This is a genomic window from Streptomyces sp. NPDC059851 (assembly GCF_042732005.1).
Lineage (GTDB): Bacteria > Actinomycetota > Actinomycetes > Streptomycetales > Streptomycetaceae > Streptomyces.
This window is the reverse complement of sequence record NZ_JBHWJJ010000046.1, coordinates 12,432-32,907: the sequence shown is the minus strand read 5'-3', so window position 1 is coordinate 32,907 and position 20,476 is coordinate 12,432. Positions and strand designations below refer to the sequence as shown.

The 20,476-nt window shown below is 73.2% G+C and carries 20 protein-coding genes; 10 read left to right on the top strand and 10 right to left on the bottom strand.

Annotation, left to right across the window (positions count from 1 at the left end; translation table 11 throughout):
* The first annotated feature begins 160 nt into the window (after positions 1-160).
* The 6 genes from ACFV7Q_RS18275 (at position 161) to mscL (ending at position 6,133) form a co-directional block, all read left to right on the top strand.
* On the top strand, positions 161-1,642 hold the full coding sequence (locus tag ACFV7Q_RS18275) for a potassium/proton antiporter (protein WP_385429535.1): 1,482 nt from the start codon (positions 161-163) through the stop codon (positions 1,640-1,642).
* A gap of 431 nt (positions 1,643-2,073) precedes the next feature.
* Positions 2,074-3,390 carry an MFS transporter gene (locus ACFV7Q_RS18270; protein WP_385429505.1) on the top strand — a complete coding sequence of 439 codons (1,317 nt, stop codon included), beginning with the start codon at positions 2,074-2,076 and terminating at the stop codon, positions 3,388-3,390.
* A 67-nt stretch (positions 3,391-3,457) separates the two neighbouring features.
* Positions 3,458-3,757: an FmdB family zinc ribbon protein gene (locus ACFV7Q_RS18265; RefSeq protein WP_385429503.1), complete on the top strand. Its 300-nt coding sequence runs from the start codon at positions 3,458-3,460 to the stop codon at positions 3,755-3,757.
* A 75-nt stretch (positions 3,758-3,832) separates the two neighbouring features.
* Positions 3,833-4,666 (top strand): S-methyl-5'-thioadenosine phosphorylase, encoded by an 834-nt coding sequence (locus tag ACFV7Q_RS18260; protein WP_385429502.1) that lies wholly within the window; start codon positions 3,833-3,835, stop codon positions 4,664-4,666.
* A gap of 207 nt (positions 4,667-4,873) precedes the next feature.
* A complete protein-coding gene (locus ACFV7Q_RS18255) occupies positions 4,874-5,482 on the top strand; it encodes a hypothetical protein (RefSeq protein ID WP_385429500.1) in 609 nt (202 codons plus the stop codon).
* 129 nt (positions 5,483-5,611) lie between these two features.
* On the top strand, positions 5,612-6,133 hold the full coding sequence (mscL, locus tag ACFV7Q_RS18250; protein ID WP_385429498.1) for a large conductance mechanosensitive channel protein MscL: 522 nt from the start codon (positions 5,612-5,614) through the stop codon (positions 6,131-6,133).
* Positions 6,134-6,218: 85 nt separating this feature from the next.
* Here mscL and ACFV7Q_RS18245 read toward each other — a convergent pair whose 3' ends face one another.
* Complete coding sequence (locus ACFV7Q_RS18245; RefSeq protein WP_385429497.1) at positions 6,219-6,467, bottom strand: hypothetical protein; 249 nt, start codon at positions 6,465-6,467, stop codon at positions 6,219-6,221.
* Positions 6,468-6,661: 194 nt separating this feature from the next.
* Between ACFV7Q_RS18245 and ACFV7Q_RS18240 the strand changes: the two genes are divergently transcribed.
* Together ACFV7Q_RS18240 and ACFV7Q_RS18235 are read left to right on the top strand one after the other, a co-directional pair.
* The gene (locus tag ACFV7Q_RS18240) at positions 6,662-7,816 is read left to right on the top strand and encodes a low temperature requirement protein A (RefSeq protein ID WP_385429495.1); all 1,155 of its coding nucleotides are present in this window, start codon (positions 6,662-6,664) and stop codon (positions 7,814-7,816) included.
* A gap of 55 nt (positions 7,817-7,871) precedes the next feature.
* Positions 7,872-9,143 (top strand): cytochrome P450, encoded by a 1,272-nt coding sequence (locus tag ACFV7Q_RS18235; RefSeq protein WP_385429493.1) that lies wholly within the window; start codon positions 7,872-7,874, stop codon positions 9,141-9,143.
* Positions 9,144-9,279: 136 nt separating this feature from the next.
* On the opposite strand, the gene ACFV7Q_RS18230 is transcribed toward ACFV7Q_RS18235, so the two are convergent.
* Positions 9,280-9,774 carry a DUF5949 family protein gene (locus ACFV7Q_RS18230; RefSeq protein WP_385429491.1) on the bottom strand — a complete coding sequence of 165 codons (495 nt, stop codon included), beginning with the start codon at positions 9,772-9,774 and terminating at the stop codon, positions 9,280-9,282.
* Between the two features lie 57 nt (positions 9,775-9,831).
* Positions 9,832-10,425: a DUF4352 domain-containing protein gene (locus tag ACFV7Q_RS18225; RefSeq protein ID WP_385429489.1), complete on the bottom strand. Its 594-nt coding sequence runs from the start codon at positions 10,423-10,425 to the stop codon at positions 9,832-9,834.
* 166 nt (positions 10,426-10,591) lie between these two features.
* On the opposite strand from ACFV7Q_RS18225, the gene ACFV7Q_RS18220 reads away from it, so the two are divergent.
* The gene (locus ACFV7Q_RS18220) at positions 10,592-11,035 is read left to right on the top strand and encodes a DUF6299 family protein (RefSeq protein WP_385429487.1); all 444 of its coding nucleotides are present in this window, start codon (positions 10,592-10,594) and stop codon (positions 11,033-11,035) included.
* A 149-nt stretch (positions 11,036-11,184) separates the two neighbouring features.
* On the opposite strand, the gene ACFV7Q_RS18215 is transcribed toward ACFV7Q_RS18220, so the two are convergent.
* The 5 genes from ACFV7Q_RS18215 to ACFV7Q_RS18195 form a co-directional block, all read right to left on the bottom strand.
* On the bottom strand, positions 11,185-11,367 hold the full coding sequence (locus ACFV7Q_RS18215) for a hypothetical protein (RefSeq protein WP_385429485.1): 183 nt from the start codon (positions 11,365-11,367) through the stop codon (positions 11,185-11,187).
* Positions 11,368-11,453: 86 nt separating this feature from the next.
* Positions 11,454-13,457 (bottom strand): SpoIIE family protein phosphatase, encoded by a 2,004-nt coding sequence (locus tag ACFV7Q_RS18210; RefSeq protein ID WP_385429483.1) that lies wholly within the window; start codon positions 13,455-13,457, stop codon positions 11,454-11,456.
* 111 nt (positions 13,458-13,568) lie between these two features.
* Positions 13,569-13,811, bottom strand: a complete 243-nt coding sequence (locus ACFV7Q_RS18205; RefSeq protein WP_385429482.1) for a hypothetical protein — start codon at positions 13,809-13,811, stop codon at positions 13,569-13,571.
* Between the two features lie 17 nt (positions 13,812-13,828).
* Positions 13,829-15,103 carry an NAD(P)-binding domain-containing protein gene (locus tag ACFV7Q_RS18200; protein WP_385429533.1) on the bottom strand — a complete coding sequence of 425 codons (1,275 nt, stop codon included), beginning with the start codon at positions 15,101-15,103 and terminating at the stop codon, positions 13,829-13,831.
* Between the two features lie 171 nt (positions 15,104-15,274).
* Positions 15,275-16,846, bottom strand: a complete 1,572-nt coding sequence (locus ACFV7Q_RS18195; RefSeq protein WP_385429480.1) for an ATP-grasp domain-containing protein — start codon at positions 16,844-16,846, stop codon at positions 15,275-15,277.
* Between the two features lie 132 nt (positions 16,847-16,978).
* Here ACFV7Q_RS18195 and ACFV7Q_RS18190 point away from each other — a divergent pair, with 132 nt between their 5' ends.
* Positions 16,979-18,532 carry a glycosyl hydrolase gene (locus ACFV7Q_RS18190; protein ID WP_385429479.1) on the top strand — a complete coding sequence of 518 codons (1,554 nt, stop codon included), beginning with the start codon at positions 16,979-16,981 and terminating at the stop codon, positions 18,530-18,532.
* Positions 18,533-18,537: 5 nt separating this feature from the next.
* Here the strand turns inward: ACFV7Q_RS18190 and ACFV7Q_RS18185 are convergent, their stop codons facing one another.
* Positions 18,538-19,680 (bottom strand): GNAT family N-acetyltransferase, encoded by a 1,143-nt coding sequence (locus ACFV7Q_RS18185; protein WP_385429477.1) that lies wholly within the window; start codon positions 19,678-19,680, stop codon positions 18,538-18,540.
* Positions 19,677-20,429, bottom strand: coding sequence for a lipopolysaccharide biosynthesis protein (locus tag ACFV7Q_RS18180; protein ID WP_385429475.1), 753 nt, complete (start codon positions 20,427-20,429; stop codon positions 19,677-19,679). Before ACFV7Q_RS18180 ends, ACFV7Q_RS18185 begins: the two co-directional genes overlap by 4 nt.
* Positions 20,430-20,476: the final 47 nt, after the last annotated feature.

Here is a 20,476-nt window from a genome sequence, read left to right as displayed (position 1 = left end):
AAGGGCGAACCGGCGTTTCACAATGTGACTATCACGTAAAGGAAGCGTCAAATATTAGGTAAGGTAACGAACCACTCGTCGATCCGTCCGCCAGGGGGCACGATCCGCCAGGCGTGTTGAGGAGGGCCGCCCACTGACCGTCCACACGCTCAACGAGCTCCTGCTGATCTGCTCGCTCGTCCTGCTCGTCGCCGTCGCCGCGGTGCGCATCTCCTCCCGCAGCGGCCTGCCCAGCCTGCTCATCTACCTCGGCATAGGCATCGCGATAGGCCAGGACGGAATAGGCAACGTCGTCTTCAACAATGCCGAGCTGACGCAGGTCTTCGGTTACGCGGCCCTGGTCGTGATCCTTGCCGAAGGCGGACTGGGCACCAAGTGGAAGCAGATCGAGCCGGCGCTGCCGGCCGCGGTGGCCCTGTCGCTCGTCGGCGTGGGGATCAGCGTGGGCGTGACGGCGGTGGGCGCGCACTACCTGGTCGGGCTGGACTGGCGGCAGTCGCTGCTGATCGGCGCGGTCGTCTCCTCGACCGATGCCGCGGCCGTCTTCTCGGTCCTGCGCAGGGTGCCTTTGCCCGCGCGGATCTCGGGGGTGCTGGAGGCCGAGTCCGGCTTCAACGACGCCCCCGTCGTCATCCTCGTCGTCGCCTTCTCCGCCGTCGGCCCGATCAGCCCCTGGTACGTCCTGATCGGCGAGATCGCGCTGGAGCTCGCGATCGGCATCGCGATCGGCCTGGCCGTGGGCTTCGTGGGGGCGTACGGCCTGCGGCACGTGGCCCTGCCCGCCTCGGGCCTCTACCCGATCGCCGTGATGGCCATCGCCGTGACCGCGTACGCGGCCGGCGCGATGGCGCACGGCTCCGGCTTCCTCGCGGTGTACCTCGCGTCCATGGTGCTCGGGAACGCGAAGCTCCCGCACTGGCCGGCGACCCGCGGGTTCGCGGACGGGCTCGGCTGGATCGCCCAGATCGGCATGTTCGTCCTGCTCGGCCTGCTGGTCACCCCGCACGAGCTGGCCGGGGACTTCTGGCCCGCGGTGATCATCGGGCTGGTGCTGACCATGGTGGCGCGGCCGCTGTCGGTGTTCGTCAGCCTGGTGCCGTTCCGGCTGCCCTGGACGGAGAAGACCCTGATGGCGTGGGCGGGCCTGCGCGGCGCCGTCCCCATCATCCTGGCGACCATCCCGATGGTGACCGGGGTCGAGGGCAGCGACCACATCTTCAACATCGTCTTCGTGCTGGTCGTCGTCTACACGCTGGTGCAGGGACCGACGCTGCCCTGGCTCGCGCGCACGCTCAACCTCGGCGGCGCCGACGAGGCGGCCGCGGACCTGGGGATCGAGTCGGCCCCGCTGGAGAAGCTGCGCGGGCACCTGCTGTCCTTCGCCGTCCCGGAGGCCTCCCGGATGCACGGCGTCGAGGTGAGCGAGCTGCGGCTGCCGCCCGGCGCTTCGGTGACGCTGGTGGTCCGGGAGGGGAAGAGCTTCGTACCGCTGCCGTCGACGGTGCTGCGGCGCGGGGACGAGCTGCTGGTGGTGGCCACCGACCCGGTGCGGGACGCGGCGGAGGCGCGGCTGCGGGCGGTGGCCCGGGGCGGAAAGCTGGCCGGCTGGCTGGGAACGGGCAACGGGACGCCGGGACGCTGACCGGATTCCCCTGCCGAGCGGCGGTTGGACCCCACCATCGCGGGGGTTTCAGCGACCTCAGCCTTTAGAGCAGTGCTCAAGAACGCCCATTTTCCATGGAATCTGCATCTCTTTACCCCAGTTCAGGGGCTTCTGGAGGCAGAACTTCCAGTTATTCGCAGGCAGAGGCACAGCTTGTCGGCGGAATCACAGGGCGTAATACCACCCCTGCCTGTACGATAAAGGCACACCACATCGAACCAACTCTGCCTGACGCAGAGCTGGCGCGACCGCAAAGCGGCCGTGGCACCCCCACCGCAGTGGGCGCCCAGGTATCACTCGGTTCTGCGCAAGAGGACAGCTCTCGGGGTTCCCGCGTACGGGTGCGGCCGCTCACCAGCGAAACACCTCCGCAAGCCGGGATCTCTACCAGGCAGCGGAAAGGCCAGGCCGTGACATCCGCGGTCACGACCGACACGTCCGCCCGGCCCGGGTACGGCGCGCTCCTGCGCACCCCCGGCGCCCTGGGCTTCGTCCTCCCGGGATTCGCCGCCCGCCTCCCCTTCGGCATGCTGACCATCAGCATCCTGCTGCTGGTCCAGCACACCACCGGCTCCTACGCCAGCGCCGGCATCGTCTCCGCCGTCACCGGCATCTCGATGGCCCTGTCCGCGCCGGTGATGGGCAAGTTCACCGACCGCCACGGCCAGAGCGCCGTCCTCGTCCCGGTCGTCCTCGCGCACGCCGCCGCCGTCGCCGCCCTGGTGACACTGGCCCTGCTGGACGCCCCGCTGTGGGCGCTCGCCCTCTCCGCCGTCCCGACCGGCGCCTCGGTCCCGCAGGTCGGCCCGATGGTCCGGGCCCGCTGGACCGCCCGACTGGAGGGCTCGCCGCTGCTGCCGACCGCAGCCGCCTTCGAGTCCGTCACCGACGAGTTCACCTTCGTCGTCGGCCCCGTCCTCGCCACCGCGCTGTGCACCGGAGTCCACCCCGCCGCGGGTCTGACCGCCGAGGCCGCGCTGACGCTGCTCGGCGGCCTGGTCTTCGCCGCCCGGCGCGCCACCCAGCCCGAGGTCCACCCCGCCGCGGCCACCGGCGAGAAGCACGCCTCCGCCCTGTCCTACGCCGGCCTGCGCGTCCTGATCGCGGCCTTCCTCGGGATCGGCGCCGTCTTCGGCGGCATGCAGGTCTCGCTGGCCGCCTTCTCCAACGAGATCGGCAACCCGGGCGCGAACGGCCTGCTGTACGGCGTGTTCGCGGCCGGCAACATGATCGCGGGCATCGCCTGCGGAGCCATCGCGTGGAAGATCGGCCCGCGCCGCCGGCTGCTGCTCGGCTACGCCGGCCTGACCGTCGCCGCCTCCGTCCTGTGGACCGCCCACTCGGCGATCCTGCTCGGCGCCCTCGGCCTGCTCGTGGGCCTGTGCATCGCCCCGGCCCTGATCACCGGCTACACGATGGTCGAGTCGCTGGTCCCGGCCCACACCCGGACCGAGGCCTTCACCTGGCTGACCGGTGCCGTCGCCTTCGGCCAGGCCGTGGCCGTCATCGCGGCCGGCCGCCTTACCGACGCGCACGGGTCCTCGTACGGCTTCCTCGTGCCGATGGCGGGCACGGTCCTCGCGCTGGCCACGCTGCTGGCGCTGCGGTCGAAGCTGGCCCCCAAGGCCCCGACCCGGATCATCAACTCGTCCGCGCCCGCCGACGAGCACGGGCCGCAGGCCGACGAGCGTGGGATGGGTCACCGCGTGCCGGTGACGGTGGACTGATCCGCCGGAATGCGTCACCATGGAGCATGGTTAGCACTCATCGAGTCAGAGTGCCAGGAGGAAATTCGTGCCGACCTACCAGTACCAGTGCACCGAGTGCGGTGAGGGCCTCGAGGCCGTGCAGAAGTTCACGGATGACGCACTGACCGAGTGCCCGAGCTGCCACGGACGCCTGAAGAAGGTGTTCTCCGCGGTCGGCATCGTCTTCAAGGGTTCCGGCTTCTACCGGAACGACAGCCGCGGCGCCTCGTCGAGCAGCACCCCCGCCTCGAAGCCGGCATCGTCGTCGAGCAGCACCTCGACGGCTTCCTCTGCGCCGGCCGCGTCCTCCGCCCCGTCGGCGGGCGGCTCCACCTCGGCCGCCTGACCGGCCCCCCTCGCCGGGCCCCGCCGCCCCCTCCGGGCAGCGGGGCCCCGTGCATGCCCCGGTTAGGGTGACGGCATGGCTAACGCAGAGATCGGTGTCATCGGCGGCTCGGGCTTCTACTCCTTCCTGGAGGACGTCTCCGAGGTCCAGGTGGACACCCCGTACGGGCCCCCCAGCGACTCCCTCTTCCTCGGCGAGCTCGCCGGGCGCCAGGTCGCCTTCCTGCCCCGCCACGGCCGGAGCCACAAGGTCCCGCCCCACAAGATCAACTACCGGGCCAACCTGTGGGCACTGCGCTCGATGGGCGTGCGCCAGGTGCTCGGTCCGTGCGCGGTCGGCGGACTGCGCGCCGAGTACGGCCCGGGGACGCTGCTCGTCCCCGACCAGCTGGTCGACCGGACGAAGTCCCGCACCCAGACCTTCTTCGACGGGGAACCGCTGCCGGACGGGACCGTGCCGAACGTCGTGCACACGACCTTCGCCGACCCGTACTGCCCGGTGGGGCGCTCGGTGGCGCTGGCCGCGGCCCGCGGCCGGGGCTGGGAGCCCGTCGACGGCGGCACCATGGTCGTGGTCGAGGGTCCCCGCTTCTCCACCCGGGCGGAATCGCAGTGGCACGCGGCGATGGGCTGGTCGGTCGTCGGCATGACGGGCCACCCGGAGGCCGTGCTCGCCCGGGAACTGGGGCTCTGCTACACCTCGATGGCGCTGGTCACGGACCTGGACGCGGGCGCGGAGACCGGCGAGGGCGTCTCCCACACCGAGGTCCTGAGGGTGTTCGGCGAGAACGTCGGCCGCCTGCGCGAGGTGCTCTTCGACGCGGTGGCGGACCTGCCGGCCACCGAGTCCCGGGACTGCCTGTGCACGCACGCGCACGACGGCTGGGACCTGGGCATCGAACTGCCGTAAGGAGCCCGGCGGCCCTCAGGACGGTGCGGCCCCCTCACCCCGCTGGTTCCCACCGGGGTTGAGGGGGCCGCAGTCACGTGCGGGTGACGCGATCGTCCACAGGCTGGGGACGGTCCACAGGCGTGGGCGGGGACGGGCGGAACGGCGGATCGTGGGGTGTCCGGACGCCCGTCCGGACACCCGACCACTCAGCCCGGCGGTGCCCCCATGTCCAGGACCTCGCAGACCCCGACCTCCTCGACCCCCTCCTCCTCCCCGTCCTCCTCCGTCGCCCTCCTCCCGCCTGGCCCCCTCCCCTCTCCCGTTTCCTCTCCCTTTTCTTCCTTTTCTTCGCCTTCCCCCTGTCCACCGGCCCGTGCGGTCCCGGTGTTCCCGCCGCTGCGGGTCGGCCGAGGTGGGGGCCGGCTGCGGCGGGCACTGCGGCGCAGGCGGCGGCCGGCCGCAGCGGCGCTGGCCGTCGCGGCGGCCGCGCTCGCGGTGGCGGGCGGCCCTCAGGCCCAGGCATCCAGGGGAGGCGGGCCGCCCGCGAAGGAGCCCCCGCCCCCGCCCGTCCGGATGGTCTCGGCGCCCGTGCGGATCGCGGACGCGGCGACCGTCCGGCTGCTGCGGCCCGGTGACCGGGTGGACGTGGTCGCGGCGGAGCGGGCCGGACCACCGCGGGTCGTGGCCGAGGGGGCCCGGGTCGACGCCGTGCCCGGTCGGGAGGAGGACGCGGGGGGCGGCGGGGCGCTGGTGGTGCTGTCCGTGCCCCGGGACACGGCGCGGGATCTGGTCGGGGCGGGCGCGGTGGCGCAGCTGGCGGTGACGCTGTGTTGATCGGGAATCGGACACGCGTACCGGCGGGTCACCACGGGTCCGGCCCTGACTGGACACCCCCGGCCCCGACTGCCGTAGCTTTCGGAACCGTTGGCTCCATTCATGACGGACCCGAAGAGAGGCTCAGCAGTGAGCGAGAAGAAGCAGAGCGTCCTGGCAGGCTTCAAGGCCTTCCTGATGCGCGGCAACGTGGTCGACCTGGCGGTCGCGGTGGTCATCGGCGCCGCGTTCACGAACATCGTGAACTCGGTCGTGAAGGGCATCATCAGCCCGATCGTGGGCGCCGTCGGCACCAAGAGCCTGGACGGCTACAGCTCCTGCCTGAAGGGCCCCTGCGGAGTCAACGCCCAGGGGGAGCCCGTCGGCGTCAACATCCTGTGGGGCTCGGTGCTGAACGCGGCGCTGACGTTCCTGATCACGGCCGCGGTCGTGTACTTCCTGATGGTGCTGCCGATGGCGAAGTACCTCGCCAAGGTGGAGGACCGGCGCCAGGCCCGGGAGGGCGTCAAGGAGACCATCGAGGTCACCGAGCTGGTGGTGCTGAAGGAGATCCGGGACGAGCTGGTCGCGCAGCGCGGCCGTACGGCGGGCTACGGCACCGGCAACGGCGGCCCGGGGGCGGCGCCGGGTTCCCAACACCAGCAGTACTAGCAGGACCGGCGGGAACCCTCCGGCCTGGCGATGCCCGCCGTGGGGGCGGTGCCGCCGTTCGGGCGGCGCTGCCGGTGCCGGTCGGTCAGAGGTGGTGGGGCGGCTTCTCGTCGAGGAAGCGGGCCAGGTCGGCGGAGCTCCCGGTGGCGGGAGCCCGCTCACCCCACCCGTGGTCGGTGTCGTCCCGGGACTGCTGGTCCAGCGGGTCGTCGAAGACGAGCCGCGGCCGGGGCTTGCGCGGGGCCGCGGACCCGGTCCCGGACTCGGCGCCCGCCGCCTCGGGCGCGGGCTCGGCGTTCGCGGACTGCGGGTCGGAGGCGGGGACGGTGCTCATGCCCCCAGGGTACGGCCGCCCGCTCCCCCGGCCCCGCCCCGCCCGGCCCCGGCGGCGCGCCCGCGGCGCTAGCCGGTTCGTCCCGTTCGGGGATGCTTCGACGGGGCTTGCCGCGGGGCCGTACAGGTGAAGGCGGGTCCCGGAGGCCGCCGCCGAACCCGGCCGTCGGCCTCCCGGCTGCTGTGCTGGGCGGCATGACGTACGTACCGATGACGGCCCGCGACCCGGACCAGGGGCACCGGTCGGCCACCGCACTGGAGCTCTTCTTCGACCTGTGCTTCGTCGTGGCGGTGGCGCAGGCCGGCCGCCAGCTGGTCCACGCGCTCGCCGAGGACCACGTCGCCGCCGGCGTCAGCGGGTACCTCTACGTGTTCTTCGGCGTGTGGTGGGCGTGGATGAACTTCACGTGGTTCGCCTCCGCCTATGACGTCGACGACGTGCCGTACCGGGTCGCGACGCTCGTGCAGATCTCCGGCGTACTGGTCTATTCGGCGGGGATCCCGCAGGCCTTCAACAACAACGACTGGACCGTCGCCGTCATCGGCTACGTGGTGATGCGCCTCGCGCTGACCGTGCAGTGGCTGCGCGCCGCGGCCGGGGAGAGCGGCCGGGCCCGCCGCTGCGCGCTCACCTACGCGCTCGGACTGGTGGTCTGCCAGGCGGGCTGGGTGGCGCTGCTCGCGGCGCCCGCGGCCAGCCGGAGGTGGCTGTTCCTCGTCCTCGTCGTGGCGGAGCTGCTGGTGCCGGTCATCGCCGAAAGCAACTACCGGACACCGTGGCATCCCCACCACATCGCCGAACGCTACGGCCTGTTCACCATCATCGTTCTCGGTGAGACCATCGCCGCCAGCACCGTCGCCGTGCAGTCTGCGATCGGTGAGCACGAGGCGCTGGACGTGCTGCTGCCGATCGCGGGCGGCGGTCTGCTGCTGGTGTTCTCGGCCTGGTGGATCTACTTCGCCGTCCCCGCGCACGACCGGCTGCGCAGCAACCGCGAGGCCATTCCCTGGGGCTACGGGCACTTCGTGATCTTCGCTTCGGCCGCCGCGATCGGTGCGGGAATCGAGGTGGCCGTCGAGCACTCCGTCGGCAAGGCCCACATCCCGCAGACCGCGGCCAACCTTGCGGTCGCCGTCCCGATGGCGGTGTACCTCGCCTTCGTCTGGCTGCTGCACTCCCGCCACTTCAAGCACGGCACGACCCAACAACTGCTGCTGCCGGTGTCGGCGCTGGCGGTCCTCGGCTGCGCCTGGACGGGTGCGTACGCCGTGCTGTGGGCCGGACTCGTGGCCGCGGCCACGGTCGCGGCGGGCGTGACCTTGGCGGAGCGGGAGCGTTCTGGTGCGTGAGGAGCGCGGGCGGCAGTGGCCGCGGCCAACGCGCCGGCAACAGGAAGAAGAAACGATGAAAGTCCCGGTACAGCGGTACGGGCAGGCCGACCCTGCGGTGGCGGGGTACGGGGAGCTCGCCGACCCGGCGTTCTGGCAGCAACCCCCGGCGGAACGGCTCGCGGCGTTCGCCCGCCTACGGGCGCTCGACGCCCCGGTCTTCGTGCCCGAGGGCAAGGGGCGGGGTCACTGGGCCCTCGTCCGACACGCGGACGTGCAGGAGGCGAGCCGGCTACCGAAGGTGTTCGCGAGCGCGCCGGGGGTGACCACGCCCGAGCCCGCGCGGTGGGTGCGGGCGCTGTTCGGGGACTCGATGGTCAACCTGGACGGCGCCGACCACGCCCAGCTGCGCAAGATCGTGCAGCGGGCGTTCACGCCCCGGCTGCTGGCGGCGGCCGAGGCGGACATCCACGCGGTGGCCGCCCGGATCGTGGACGACGTCCTGGCCGAACGGCCCGACGAGTTCGTCTCGGCCGTGGCCTCCCGGCTACCGCTGGAGGTCATCTGCAACATGATGGGCATCCCGGAGCGCCACCGGCCGGAGATCGCCGACCGCGTCAACCACGCCTCGGAGAACATCGGCGTCGAGCGGGGCCTGGCCGCCCGGCTGCGGATGCCGGGCCGTGGCCTGCGCGCGCTGGCCCGGATGCAGCGGATGGTGGCGGGCATCGGCCGGGAGCGCCGCAGGAACCCGTCCGACGACCTGATCTCGGCGCTGGTCTGCGCGAACGTGGACGGGCAGGCGCTCGGGGCGCGCCAGTTGGGGGCGTTCTTCTCGCTGCTGATGGTCGCTGGCGTGGAGACCACCCGCAATGCGATCACCCATGGCCTGTCGCTGTTGACCGACCACCCGGACCAGCGGGACCTGCTGCTGGAGGACTTCGAGAAGCATGCGGACGGGGCGGTGGACGAGATGATCCGGCACTCGACGCCGATCATCCAGTTCCGCCGGACGGTGGCGGCCGAGCACACCCTGAACGGACACCTGTTCGAGCCGGGTGACAAGGTCGTGCTCTACTACGCCTCCGCCAACCGCGACGAGGTGGTCTTCCCCGACCCCGACGCGTTCGACATCACCCGCTCCCCCAACCCGCACCTCGGCTTCGGCGGCGGCGGCCCGCACTTCTGCCTGGGCGCGCACCTGGCCCGGGTGGAGATGAAGGCCCTGTTCCGCGAGTTGTTGACCCGGCCGGTCGGGCTGCGGGCGGTGGGGCTGCCGGACCTGGCGGGGTCGAACTTCGACAACCGCGTCCGCTCGCTCAGGTTCGCCTTCGAGCATCCGCAGTAGCGCGGCGGCGCCCCTGTGCGGGCGCGGTCGCACGACTCCGGTCGCCGGGCAGTCAGGGGCCCGGCGGCCCGGCGGCCGGGCAAAAAAGCGGGGCCGGCCGGGCCGGCACCGAGCGGTGCGGCCGACGCCGGCGGGGCTAGTGCTTCAGGCGCCGCACGGCGAGGAGGCAGTGGGCGCTGGTCGCGAGCACCTCCTCGTCCCCCGCGAACGCCTGGAGCGTCACGGCGTCCACCGGCCGGCCCGGGACGGCCTCGGGCCAGGGGCGCGTGGCGAACAGGAAGTAGGCCTGCCCGCTCTCGCTCGCCGCCTCGACCCACTCGTCCGGGACGGTGCAGGTGGCGTTCAGTCCGGGCAGGGTCAGCGCGACCTGGTTGTCCGCCAGGACGATCTGCACGGGGAAGCCCGACGGGTCGTCCCGGCCGTCCTCGACCTTGTCCCCGACGGACAGCTTGTTCTCCGCCAGAAGTGCCCGGGCGGCCTCCTCGGCGGCCGCCGGGCCCTGCGGGCCGTCGCCCAGCGAGTAGGCGAGGAGGTACGGCATGTCATGGCCCTCGGCGGGGTCGCCGATCCAGGCGAGCACCGAAAGGGTGCCGAGCCGGGTCCGGTCGATTTCGGCTTGAGTTGAAGTCATGCGCCGCACCCTAGTGGCCTTCGAGCCGGTCCTTTCACGGCCTCTCACCCGGGCGGGCTAGACCGCCCAGAATCCCTCTCCGGAATTCGACTGGACGTTCGCATCCTGGTACTGGAGCCGAACGATGCGCGTATTCTCCGGAATTTCGAACACCACCCACCCCTCGGCCTGCTCACCGACGGCGAGGGAATCGAAGACGAGCGGTTTTCCGGTGGTGAGTTCGCCGGTCTGCACGACGGGGTGGCGCTTCCCGGCACTGTCGTACGCCCACATGCGCCCGAGTGCCCCGTACGAGGCCCCGCCGACGTTGACGAACGACATCGAGGCGGCCACCCAGCGCTTCCCCGGGGGCGGCGAGAAGTTCTTCTCCACGCTGACCGCGGGGTCGACGTACGCGTTGAGCACCGCCTGGAGGTGGCGGCCGACCTGGCGGCCGTGCACCCGGACGGGATCGCCCACGTGGGCGTCCTTCGCGGCGGGGTCGCTCGCGGCGCCCGGGGCGGCGTCGTCCACCGGGACGGCGGGCACCGCGGCGGGCGCGAGCGCGGCGCCGTCGGAGGCTGCGGAGCAGGCCGTGGCCCCGAACAGCAGGAAGGGGAGGAGTGCGGCGGCGGCAAGGGCGGAAACGGGGGCGGGGACGGACTGGCGCATGCGCGATCCCTTCGGGGACCTTCGACGAGGGTATTTCCGGCCAGTCTCACGCGCCCGAGCGGGGAATTGCACACACCGACACGGCTCTGCGGAGCGAGTTGCCGCCCATCTGCCAGCACAATTCGTTCCGACGGAATTCCGACATCCGCGTCCACCTGGAGGCAGAATGCGCACGTACGGCAGCCGAATCACCCTGGCCGCCCTCTCGACCCTGGCCGCAGCCACGGCATTCGCCGCCCCGGCCGGGGCCACCGTGTTCGATCAGGCTATTTCCGTACAGTCCGAAGCACACATCGGCGCGGACGGCACGATCACCCTTTCCGGCACCTACCGCTGCGAGCAGCCGTCACCCGACGGGACGACCCAGGTGAAGGCCACCCTCGTGCAGGACGGCGTCCACCTCGGGATCAGTGGCGGCCAGGCCGTCTGTGACGGCAAGGACCACCAGTGGCACGCCCGCGGAACGCTCGCCTACACCCCGCAGGTGCACGCGGGGCCCGCGAAGGCCACCGCGGAACTCCAGGAGATCCACCTTGCCGGCGTCATGCCCTCGTCGCTCGACACGGTGGCGGCGGACGAGAAGGTCGTCGAGGTGGTCGACCACCGCTGAGCCGAGGCGGCACGGCCGGGCCGGCAGCAGCCGCTGCCGGCAGGCCGGCGGCGGCAGGTGGTGGATCACCGGGCGGAGGACGTCCGGCGTCAGGACACTGCGGCGCCAGGGGCGCCCGGGGCGTCACAGGGGAGCCCGGGCACGGTGCGCTACCGGCAGGCCGGTGCCACACCCGTCATCGACATGAACGCCACGGTCCGGCACCCGGTGTCCGCATGGCGGCGGCCCGTGGCCAGGTCCACGGCCAGGTCCACGGCCGTCGGCACCCCGGCCCCCAGCAGGAGCAGGGCCAGCAGGCCGGTGGCCGTGCGCCCGCTCAGGCGGCGCCGCACGGGACGATCCGTTCCACACACGTCCGTCTCATGGACCGCATCATCACGCCGCACCCCACCCGTCACAACTCGGAGCGAGCACACGCTCACCCCGCGCCCCGGAGGCTGCCGGAGGTGTCGAACTCGCACCACACCGCCTTGCCGTCGCCGCGGGACTCCACTCCCCAGTGCGTCGCCAGCGCGTCCACCAGCAGCAACCCGCGCCCGGTGGTGGCGGCCTCGCCCGGGGTCCGTCGGCGCGGCCAGACACTGGAGCGGTCCTTGACCCACAGCCGGATCCGCCGCACCGGCTCCGGCAGCACCTCCATGGTCAGCACGGCTCCGCCGTCGGTGTGCAGCAGGGCGTTGACCAGCAGTTCCCCGGCGGCCAGTTCCACGTCGTCGGCGAGTTCCGGCATGCCCCAGTCGCGCAGCGCCTGCCGCAGCGCGAAGCGGGCCTCCGACAGGCCCTCCGGGTCGGCCTGGTGGATGTACTGGTGGATCCGCGGGGCCCGCCGGGTGCCCGGGTCAGGGGCCCGGCGCAGCACCAGCAGGGCCACGTCGTCGCCGGATCCCCAGCGCTCCCACAGCCGGTCCGAGAGGTGGTCGGCGAGCGCCCCGGCCTCCTGCGGGCCGCTGCGGACCACTTGGGCGAGGGCTTCCATGCCCTGGGTGATGGCGGTGCCGGGCTCCTCCACCAGACCGTCCGTGCACAGCACCAGCGTCTCCCCGGGGACCAGGTCGAGCCGGGTCTCGGGGAAGTCCTCCTGCTCGAAGACGGAGGCCAGCCCGAGCGGCAGCCCGCCGCGCACGTTGGGCCAGCCCGTCCGGCCGTCGGTGTGTCGGATCAGCGGGCCGAGATGGCCGGCGCGGACCGCCCGTACGCCGCCCGTCTCCAGGTCCACCTGTGCGTACATGCAGGTCGCGAAGCGCTCGGTGTCCAGCTCGGCCAGGAAGCGGGAGGCCCGGGCGAGCACGGTCGACGGCGGGTGTCCCTCGCCCGCGTAGGCGCGCAGGGCGATCCGCAGCTGGCCCATGATCGCCGCCGCGTGGGTGTCGTGGCCCTGGACGTCGCCCACCACGATGCCGACGCGGTCGCGGGGCAGCGCGATCACGTCGTACCAGTCCCCGCCGACCTCACGGCCGCTCCACGCGGAGTGGTAGCGCACGGCGATCTCGCCGCCGCTGATCTCCGGGATCCGCCGCGGCAGCATCGAGGCCTGCAGGCCGGTCGCGAACTCCCGCTCCTGGTCGAACAGGAGCGCCCGCTGGAGGGACTGCGCGACGATGCCGGCGAGTCCCAGGCAGAGGTTGCGCTCCTCGGGGCTGAACTCGGTGCGCCGCCGGTAGAAGAGCACCAGACCGCCGATGGCCCGGGCCTGGGCGATCAGCGGGAGGTAGGCGGCCGCGTCGAACCGGATCCGGTTCAGGTAGTCGGCGAGCAGGGGGAATTCGTCCGCCAGCGCGCTGAGCGAGGTGGCGAACCGGGCCTTGCGGGTGAGCACGGCCTGGGAGAGCGGGAGGGTGCCGTCCAGCTGGGTGAACTTGCGCTCGCTGAGGATCTCCAGGGACTCCCCGCTCAGCGCGATGATCTTGATGGCGCCGTTCTCGACCAGTCCCAGGGCCAACCCGTCGGCGCCGAGCCGCTCCAGGGCCCCCGCCCCGGTCAGGGTGGCGGTCACGTCGTCGACCGTCACCGCCCGCGAGAGGGCCTCGGTGGTCCGCTGCACGATCGTCGCCTGCTTGGCCCGCGCCGACTCCAGCTTCCGCAGCACCGTCGCCTGGGCCAGCTCGGCCGTCGCGTCCCGGACGATCCCGACGATGCGGTCGGGCCGCCCGGCGGCGTCCCGCAGGATCCTGCCCTGCGTGTGGGTCCACTGGTCGACGCCGTCGCGCCGGCGCACCGTGAAGTACGAGCCGTGCGTCTCGGCGCCCTCGTCCATCGCGGTGCGCACGGAGTCCGCCAGGCGCGTGCTGTCGTTCGTCGGGATCCGCAGCCCCAGGCCTTCGGGGGTGCGGTCGAACTCCTCGGGGTCGAGGTCGAAGACCGCGTACCCGGCCTCGTCCAGCTCGAACGTGTTGGCACGCAGGTCCCACTCGAAGCTGCCCATGCCGTTCAGGGCGAGCCGCTCACCGGGGCCGGTCTCCGGGCCCCGGCCGGCTCCCCGGCCGGCCCCTGGGCCGGGTCTGTCACGCTCCGCCGATGCCACCTGACACACCACCTAACGGCCGGGCCAGCACGGCTGGGAGATCAGCCGCTCCCACTCCTCGTCCGGATGCCCCGGGAGGGTGCGCCCGGCCTCCCGCCAGCGCTTGACCAGGGAGAGGTAGATCGTCGACGGGTCCGGTGCGGTGGGCGCGGGAGGACCGTACGGGGCGGCCCCGGTCGCAGTGCTGTGCTGTTCCGCGCGGCTGGCCGGGATGCGCACCCAGCCGCGGCCCTGTGCTCGCTGCTCCGCCGTCATCGCGGACCCCTCTCACCTCACCGCAGGGACGTCTTCGGATGCCCCGCGCCGGCCCGGGCGGGTCGCGGGGTCCCGAGGGAGCCCGCCGGCCGGCGCTGGGCACCGAGGCGCCTACGGACTCCTTTCACCAGTCTCCCCGCCGTGAACCCCGCACCGTGCACGAATCGCATGGAAGGGCCGAATGAGGGAGCCGTCAGCAGCCCCGCGAAGAACAGTCCCGGCCAGGACGACTCGAATCCGTGGCTCAGCTCCGGCGTGCCGCCGTCCCCGACCGTGTCCAGGGCGGCGCGCAGCCGGGCGTCGAGCAGGTCCAGCCGGGCCAGCTCCGGGTGGAACCCGGTGGCGGCGATGACGTGGTCGACGTCCAGGGCGACGCGTTCCCCGTCCGCGCTGGTCAACCCCAGCCTGGTCCGGTCCCCCACCGTGACCGCCCGGTGCAGCCGGTGCCCCAGCAGTGCGGGGACGGTCCGCTCGAACCGGTCCCGCAGCCACCAGGCGCCGGCGGGGCCGAGCGCGGTGGCGGCGATCCGCTCCCGCCGCGCCGCGGGTAGCCGGCGCACCATCCCCGGCAGCTCGGACCACACCCAGGTGCGCCAGCCGCTGCCCAGGCCGCTGTGCGGGCGGCGCAGAGCCTCCAGGGCGGGGCGCTCCAGGGGCGGGGGCACGGTGTTCCAGTCGATCCGGGCCCGCCGGGCGACCAGGCGGGGCCGGGCGTCGTTCTCGGCGAGCAGGACGGCTGTTTCCAGGGCGGCCTGCCCGGCTCCGATCACGGCGACCTCCCGGCCCGCGAACCGGCTCAGGTCGCGGTGGGAGCTGCTGTGCGAGTAGCACCCCGGCGGGAGCTCGCGCAGGGGTCCGGGGTGGCGGGCGAAGGGCATCACCCCGACGGCGAGGGCCACCGTCCGGGCGAGCAGCGGGGGCCCTTCGGCGGTGCGGATGCGGAAGCCGTCGCCCTGGGGGGTGACCTCGGTGACGGTCACCTCCTCCACCTCCGGCACCGCCCGGTGGGCGAACCACATGCCGTACGCGCTGAAGGTGCCGATCGGGAGCGGGTGGCCGTGCTCGGCCGCGATCCCCAGGCCGGCGCAGTATTCGGCGAGGGTGTGGCGGCCTCCGGGCGCCGAGAGGTTCGAGGACCAGGGCTCGGACTTCAAGTACATGCCCTCGGGCATGTGGTCCCGCCACGAGGCCATGGGGCGCCCCAGCACCCGTACGCCGATCCCGGCCGCCACCGCGTGCGCGGCGATCGACAACCCGTACGGACCGGCGCCGACCACGACGAGGTCGTCCATCCGCGTCACCGCTGTCCCTCCAGTTTCATGGGTCCCTCGTTGTTCGCCGGAGCGGTACGGGGCGGGCGGGAGTCGTGCGCGCCGCCACGTCCCGCTCGCCGGGGCCCGGCGCCTCGAACGCCGGCCCGGCCCCTGTCGCCCGCAGGGGGTACGGCCCCGCCTCCGCTGCGGTCACCGCGTCAGCAGCTCGTCCGGAGCGGCGGCCTCCGGCGGAGCGGGCGGGGGCGGTACGACGGGCGTTGCGGGCTCGGCGGGTACCACGGCCGCGCGGGACTCGCCGGACGCGCCGGAGGCGGAGGGCGGCGCTTGCGGAGCCGGCACGGTGGGCTGCCCCGGCGGCGCCTGGTCTCCGCCGGGCTGGCTGGGGGCGCGCTGACGCGGCGCGCGCGCCACCGCACGCGCCGTGCGCCGCCCGCGCCCCGGGATCCGTCGCAGGACGCGCACCCCCTTGTCCGCGCCCCGCACCAGGAAGGCGGCGACCATGGCCAGGAACGGCAGGAGGTCGTCGGCCGCGAACCAGGCCGCCTCCACCCGCCCCTTCAGACGCCTTTTCCCGCGGCCCGTCACGCGCTCCTGCGCGTGCTTCCGCCCCGGCCCGCGCCCCGGCCCCGGTTCCCCGGCCGGGCCCGGCCGCCGCCCGCACCGCCGCAACGGCAGCTGCCGCCCGCGCACCGCCGCCAGCAGCGCGTAGTTCTCGGCGAGGAACACCCGGCCCGGGCCCCCGGACTGGTCGGGCACCTGCTGCCCCGTCAGGTCCAGGTACATGGCCTGGACGACGTCCAGTCCGGCTGCGTCGGTGAACAGTCGGAACTGGGCTCCGGGACGCGGGTTGAAGTCCACCAGGCGGAAGCAGCCGTTCTCGTCCCGCCGGAAGTCCAGGTCGAGGATCCCCTGGTAGCCGAGGCGTTCGGCGATCCGCAGCCCCGCTTCCTCCACCGCCGGGTCGGGCAGCCAGCGCCCCACCGCCGTCAGCCCCGTCCGCACCGGCCAGGACAGGTCCTTGCGGCCCGATCCCGTGAGCAGTGGACGCCCGCCCGGGCCGAAGGCGCCGTGGAAGAACCAGTCCGTGTCGGTGCCGGCCGGCAGGAACCGCTGCAGCAGCAGCCGGCTCCCGGCCTCCGCGGAGCGCTCGTACAGCCGGCGCGCCTCCGCGGCGGTGTGCACGAGCGTGGTGCTGCGCAGGCCGGAGCCCGTCGGCAGCAGCCAGGGCCGGCTCCACTTGGCCACCGCGGGCAGGCCGAGCCGCCAGGCCGCGTCGGCGGCCTCGGCGCTGCTCCCGGGGATCACGGTCTCCGGATGCGGAATGTCCCAGCGCGCGCACAGCTGCGACAGCTCGGCCTTGTCGGCCACCCTGGCGGGCAGCCCGTCGGGCTGGTGGGGGATCCGGAACCGTTCTGCGAGCACCGGCGCGATCCGGGCGACGGCGATCGCGCTCAGGTCGTCCATCGCGATGAGCACCGCGGGCCGCCCGATCCGCTCCGACACGCCGAGGAGGCACTCCCCGAGCGCCTCCGGCGCCTCCGGGTCGAGTCCGCCCGGTGGTCCCCCGTGCACGGCGCGCACGTACCGCGAACGCTGCATGGGACCTCCCCCGGCCTCGACGACGGCATGGACCTCCACGCCCTTGCGCCCGAGGGATCTGACGGCGCCCAGGGTTCCGTGGTGGAACGGATTCCGGTCGAGTCTGAGCACAACAGCGGGCACGTGGCCGGAGAACTCGTACATGGAGACGGTGTCTTTCACCTAGTCGGACCAAGCAGGGACGATACGCAACTGCGAATGGCCTACGGGGCCGTCACACGACAGGCCATTCGTCGGATGTGATGCCTAACGTCTTTGGCAAGCACACCGATTCAGGGAAGCCCGGGAGATGCCATGTCCAGAACACATCACCGCCTGGCGAGCACCTGCATCGGTACGGTCGCCGCCGGGCTGCTCGCCACCGGTGCCGCGCTCGCCCCCCACGACGGGCGGCGCGGGACGTCGGACACCGCGATGGGCGCCTACCTCGACTTCGGGTCGTCCGGGGTGGCGCGGATCCGGTTGCTGTCGAACTGGCTCGGCGGCAAGGAGATCCGCGTCGGCCACACCTATCTGCCGGGTGACCGCTGGGCCGGCATCGAGGGGAACGTGGGCTTCCTTGAGGACTGGGCCGGATGGCGGCGGGCCAAGTCGGACCGGCTGTTCGTGCTCAACGTGCCCATGCAGGAACGCAACGAGGGCCGGGTGCCGGACCACGAGGTGGCCCGGCTGATCCGGGAGGGCGCCGAGGGCCGGTTCGACGGGCACTTCAAGAAGCTGGCCGAGCGGCTGGTCGACCTGGGCGTGCCGGACACGGTGATCGTGCTCGGGTGGGAGATGAACGGCGTCACCTACACGCACCGGTGCGCGCCGGACCCGGAGAACTGGAAGGCGTACTGGCGACGGATCGTCACCACGATGCGCTCCGTCCCCGGGCAGGAGTTCACCTTCGACTTCACCCCCAACCGCGGGACGGACGCCATCGGATGGACCCGCTGCTACCCCGGGGACGACGTCGTCGACGTCATCGGCATGGACTCCTACGACCAGGGTCCGGGCCGCACCTTCGACGACCACATCACCCAGCCGTACGGGCTCCAGCACCACGTCGACTTCGCGAAGGCACACGGAAAGCCGATCTCGTACCCCGAGTGGGGGCTGTTCCGCAACGGGGACAACCCGGAGTACGTGCGGCGGATGCTCCGGTGGATCGAGCAGCAGAAGCCGCTCTACCACAGCATCACGGACTACTGCCCGCACGGCGTGTGGCAGTGCAAGCAGAACCCGCTGTCGGCGAAGGCGTTCCGCAAGGCCCTCACGCCCGTGGTGCCGGACCCGGCGGTCCCGACGCCCGTGGTGCCGACGCCGGTCGTACCGACCCCCGTGGTGCCGTCGCCGGTGATCCCGACCCCGGTCGTCCCGACGCCCGTGGCGCCGACCCCGGCCGTGCCCACGCCCCAGGTCCCGGTTCCGGTCCCGGTCCAGACCCCCGAGCTGCCGGTGCCGAAGCCCTCGCCGCTGGTCCCCTCGCCCTCGGCGCCCGTCGTGACCCCGACGCCGGTCGAGAGCAGCCCCGAGGCGCCCGTCGTGACCCCGACGCCGGTCGAGAGCAGCCCCGAGGCGCCGGTGGACCCGGCACCCGAGAGCCCGGCGTCCGAGAGCCCGGCGCCGACCGTCGCCCCGAGCCCGGCCGCCCCGAGCCCGGCCGCCCCGAGCCCGACCGGGCCGAGCCCCGCGGCCCCCGACCCGGTCCCCCCGAGCCCGGTGCCGCCCCGTCCGACCCCCGTGAACAGCACGCAGTGGTGCGTGCCGCTCAACCTCGGCGACTGGCTCTCCAACCTGGTCGGCAAGCAGTCGGTCTGCATCACCCTCGACTGGGACGGGGACTCCGGTTTCTGGCCCTGGTAGACCCGTCATCGCACCCGCAGTTCGTTGAGCCGGGCCCGCCAGTCCCGGGCGGCCGGCAGCGCCTCGCGCAGGACGTCCACCGCCCGCTCGCGCCCCGTCACCTGCGACTCGTGCAGCCGCAGCAGGGGCGCGAGCGCCGTCCGGGCCATCAGGAACCGCTGGTTGACGACCGTGTCGGGCCGCCAGTGGTTCTTGTACGGCTCGCTGCCGCGCAGGAAGCTCACCACCGGGCGGCCCTCCGCGAGGGCGCGGCCGGCCTCGTAGCGCAGCAGCAGCGTCGCCACGTCCACCTTCCGCGCCCGCAGGTCCGGGTCGGCCCCGTACAGGTACCCACCGCTGAGCGCCCCCGACAGCAGCGTGACGTTGGCCGCCACCACCTTCCCGTCGAGCCGGAACTCGGTCAGGCGACCCTCGCCCACCCGCACCATCCGGCGGGTGGCACGGGTCAGGTGCTCGGCGAAGCGGGGTTTGAGGTGCTCGGGCGTCACCCCGCGACCGCGCCACTGCTTCTCGTGGAGCCGCAGCAGGGTCCGTACGGCACCGGGCACCTCCTGCTCGGTGACCTCGTGCTCCTCGATGCCGGCCGCGTCGGTCTTGCGGAGCTTGGCCCTCACCCGCTGGGCGCCGGAGGACGGCATCCGCTTGACCAGCTCGTCGAACGGCAGCGCGGGCAGTTCCATGCAGGTGGAGTCGGCGAGCTTGCTGCGCACGCCCGGCCACTGCTCGTACAGCGCCTCGGCGGCCGCCCCGGGCCGCACCTCGCGCAGGTCGACGACGGCTCCCCGGGCAGCCCGGTGCAGGCCGCGGGCCAGCGCGGGCACGACCCGGTCGGCGTACCGGTCGGCCACCAGCACGTCGGAGTGGTCGGTGATACCGCCGCCGAGCGGCACCAGCAGCGGCAGCGGCCGGTGGACGAGCATCAGCGGGGCGGCACCGACCAACTCCGCTCCGCGCCGCACGAGCACGATCCGCAGCCGCCCGTCCCGACCGTACGACAGCCACCAGGAGTGCAGCCAGGCGTGGCTCTGGAAGGGGGTGGCGGTGCGACAGGACCGGAACAGCCGGTTCCATGGCTCGGCCAGTGCGGCGAACTGCCGGGGGTCACGGCACAGCGTCACCGACAGGGCCCCGGTGGAGCCCTGCGTCATCGCACGGACTCCTTCTCCTTGGATTCCACGTGCTCGCCCTGCGCCGGCAGCGTGGGCGTGGCCGTGAACTCATCGACGACGGCCTCGTCCTGCCGCGACCGCTGCTGCCGTGACGACTGCTCCTGCCGCGGCAGCTGCTCCTCGCGCCGCCCTCGGCCGGGCCGGGTGAGGAGCCACAATCCGCCGAGCAGGCCGCCGGCGCACAGTCCGACGGCGCCGGAGACGGGCGCGGACGGCGAGACCGGGTCGGCCGGCGCCACGGCCTGGCTGAACAGCAGCAGCTGCACGCCGGTGTTCTTGGCGGCCTGATTGCCGCTCAGCGACAGGGCGTCGGCGACCGCGTTGGCGATGTCGGCCGACTCCGCGGCGCTCTTGGAGGTGCCGGTGATGGCGATCATCGGGGAGTCGGGAGAGGTCTCGGCGCGGACCTGGGTGCGCAGCCGGCGGGCGTCCAGGCCGGCGCGGGGCTGGGCGTACGCGAGGGTGGAGCTGCTGGTGGCGATGCGACCGTAGGCCTGGGCGAAGCCGAGGGCGGTGGCCGGCTCGGTGGTGTCGTCCGGGACGGCGACGACATAGCTCGTGGCGGCGTACTCGGGCGCCTTGAGGACGCCGTACGCACCGCCCGCGGCCAGCCCCAGGACGGCGGCGGCGGGCAACGGCCACCAGCCGGGCAGGGGCAGCAGCCGTACCCGGCGGCGGCGGTGGTCGGACGTCTTCTGCTCGACGGTGTCGGCCATGTGGGTGCTCACTTCCTGGATGAAAGGTGTTCCTCCCGGGCCCGTCCGGGGCCCGGGAC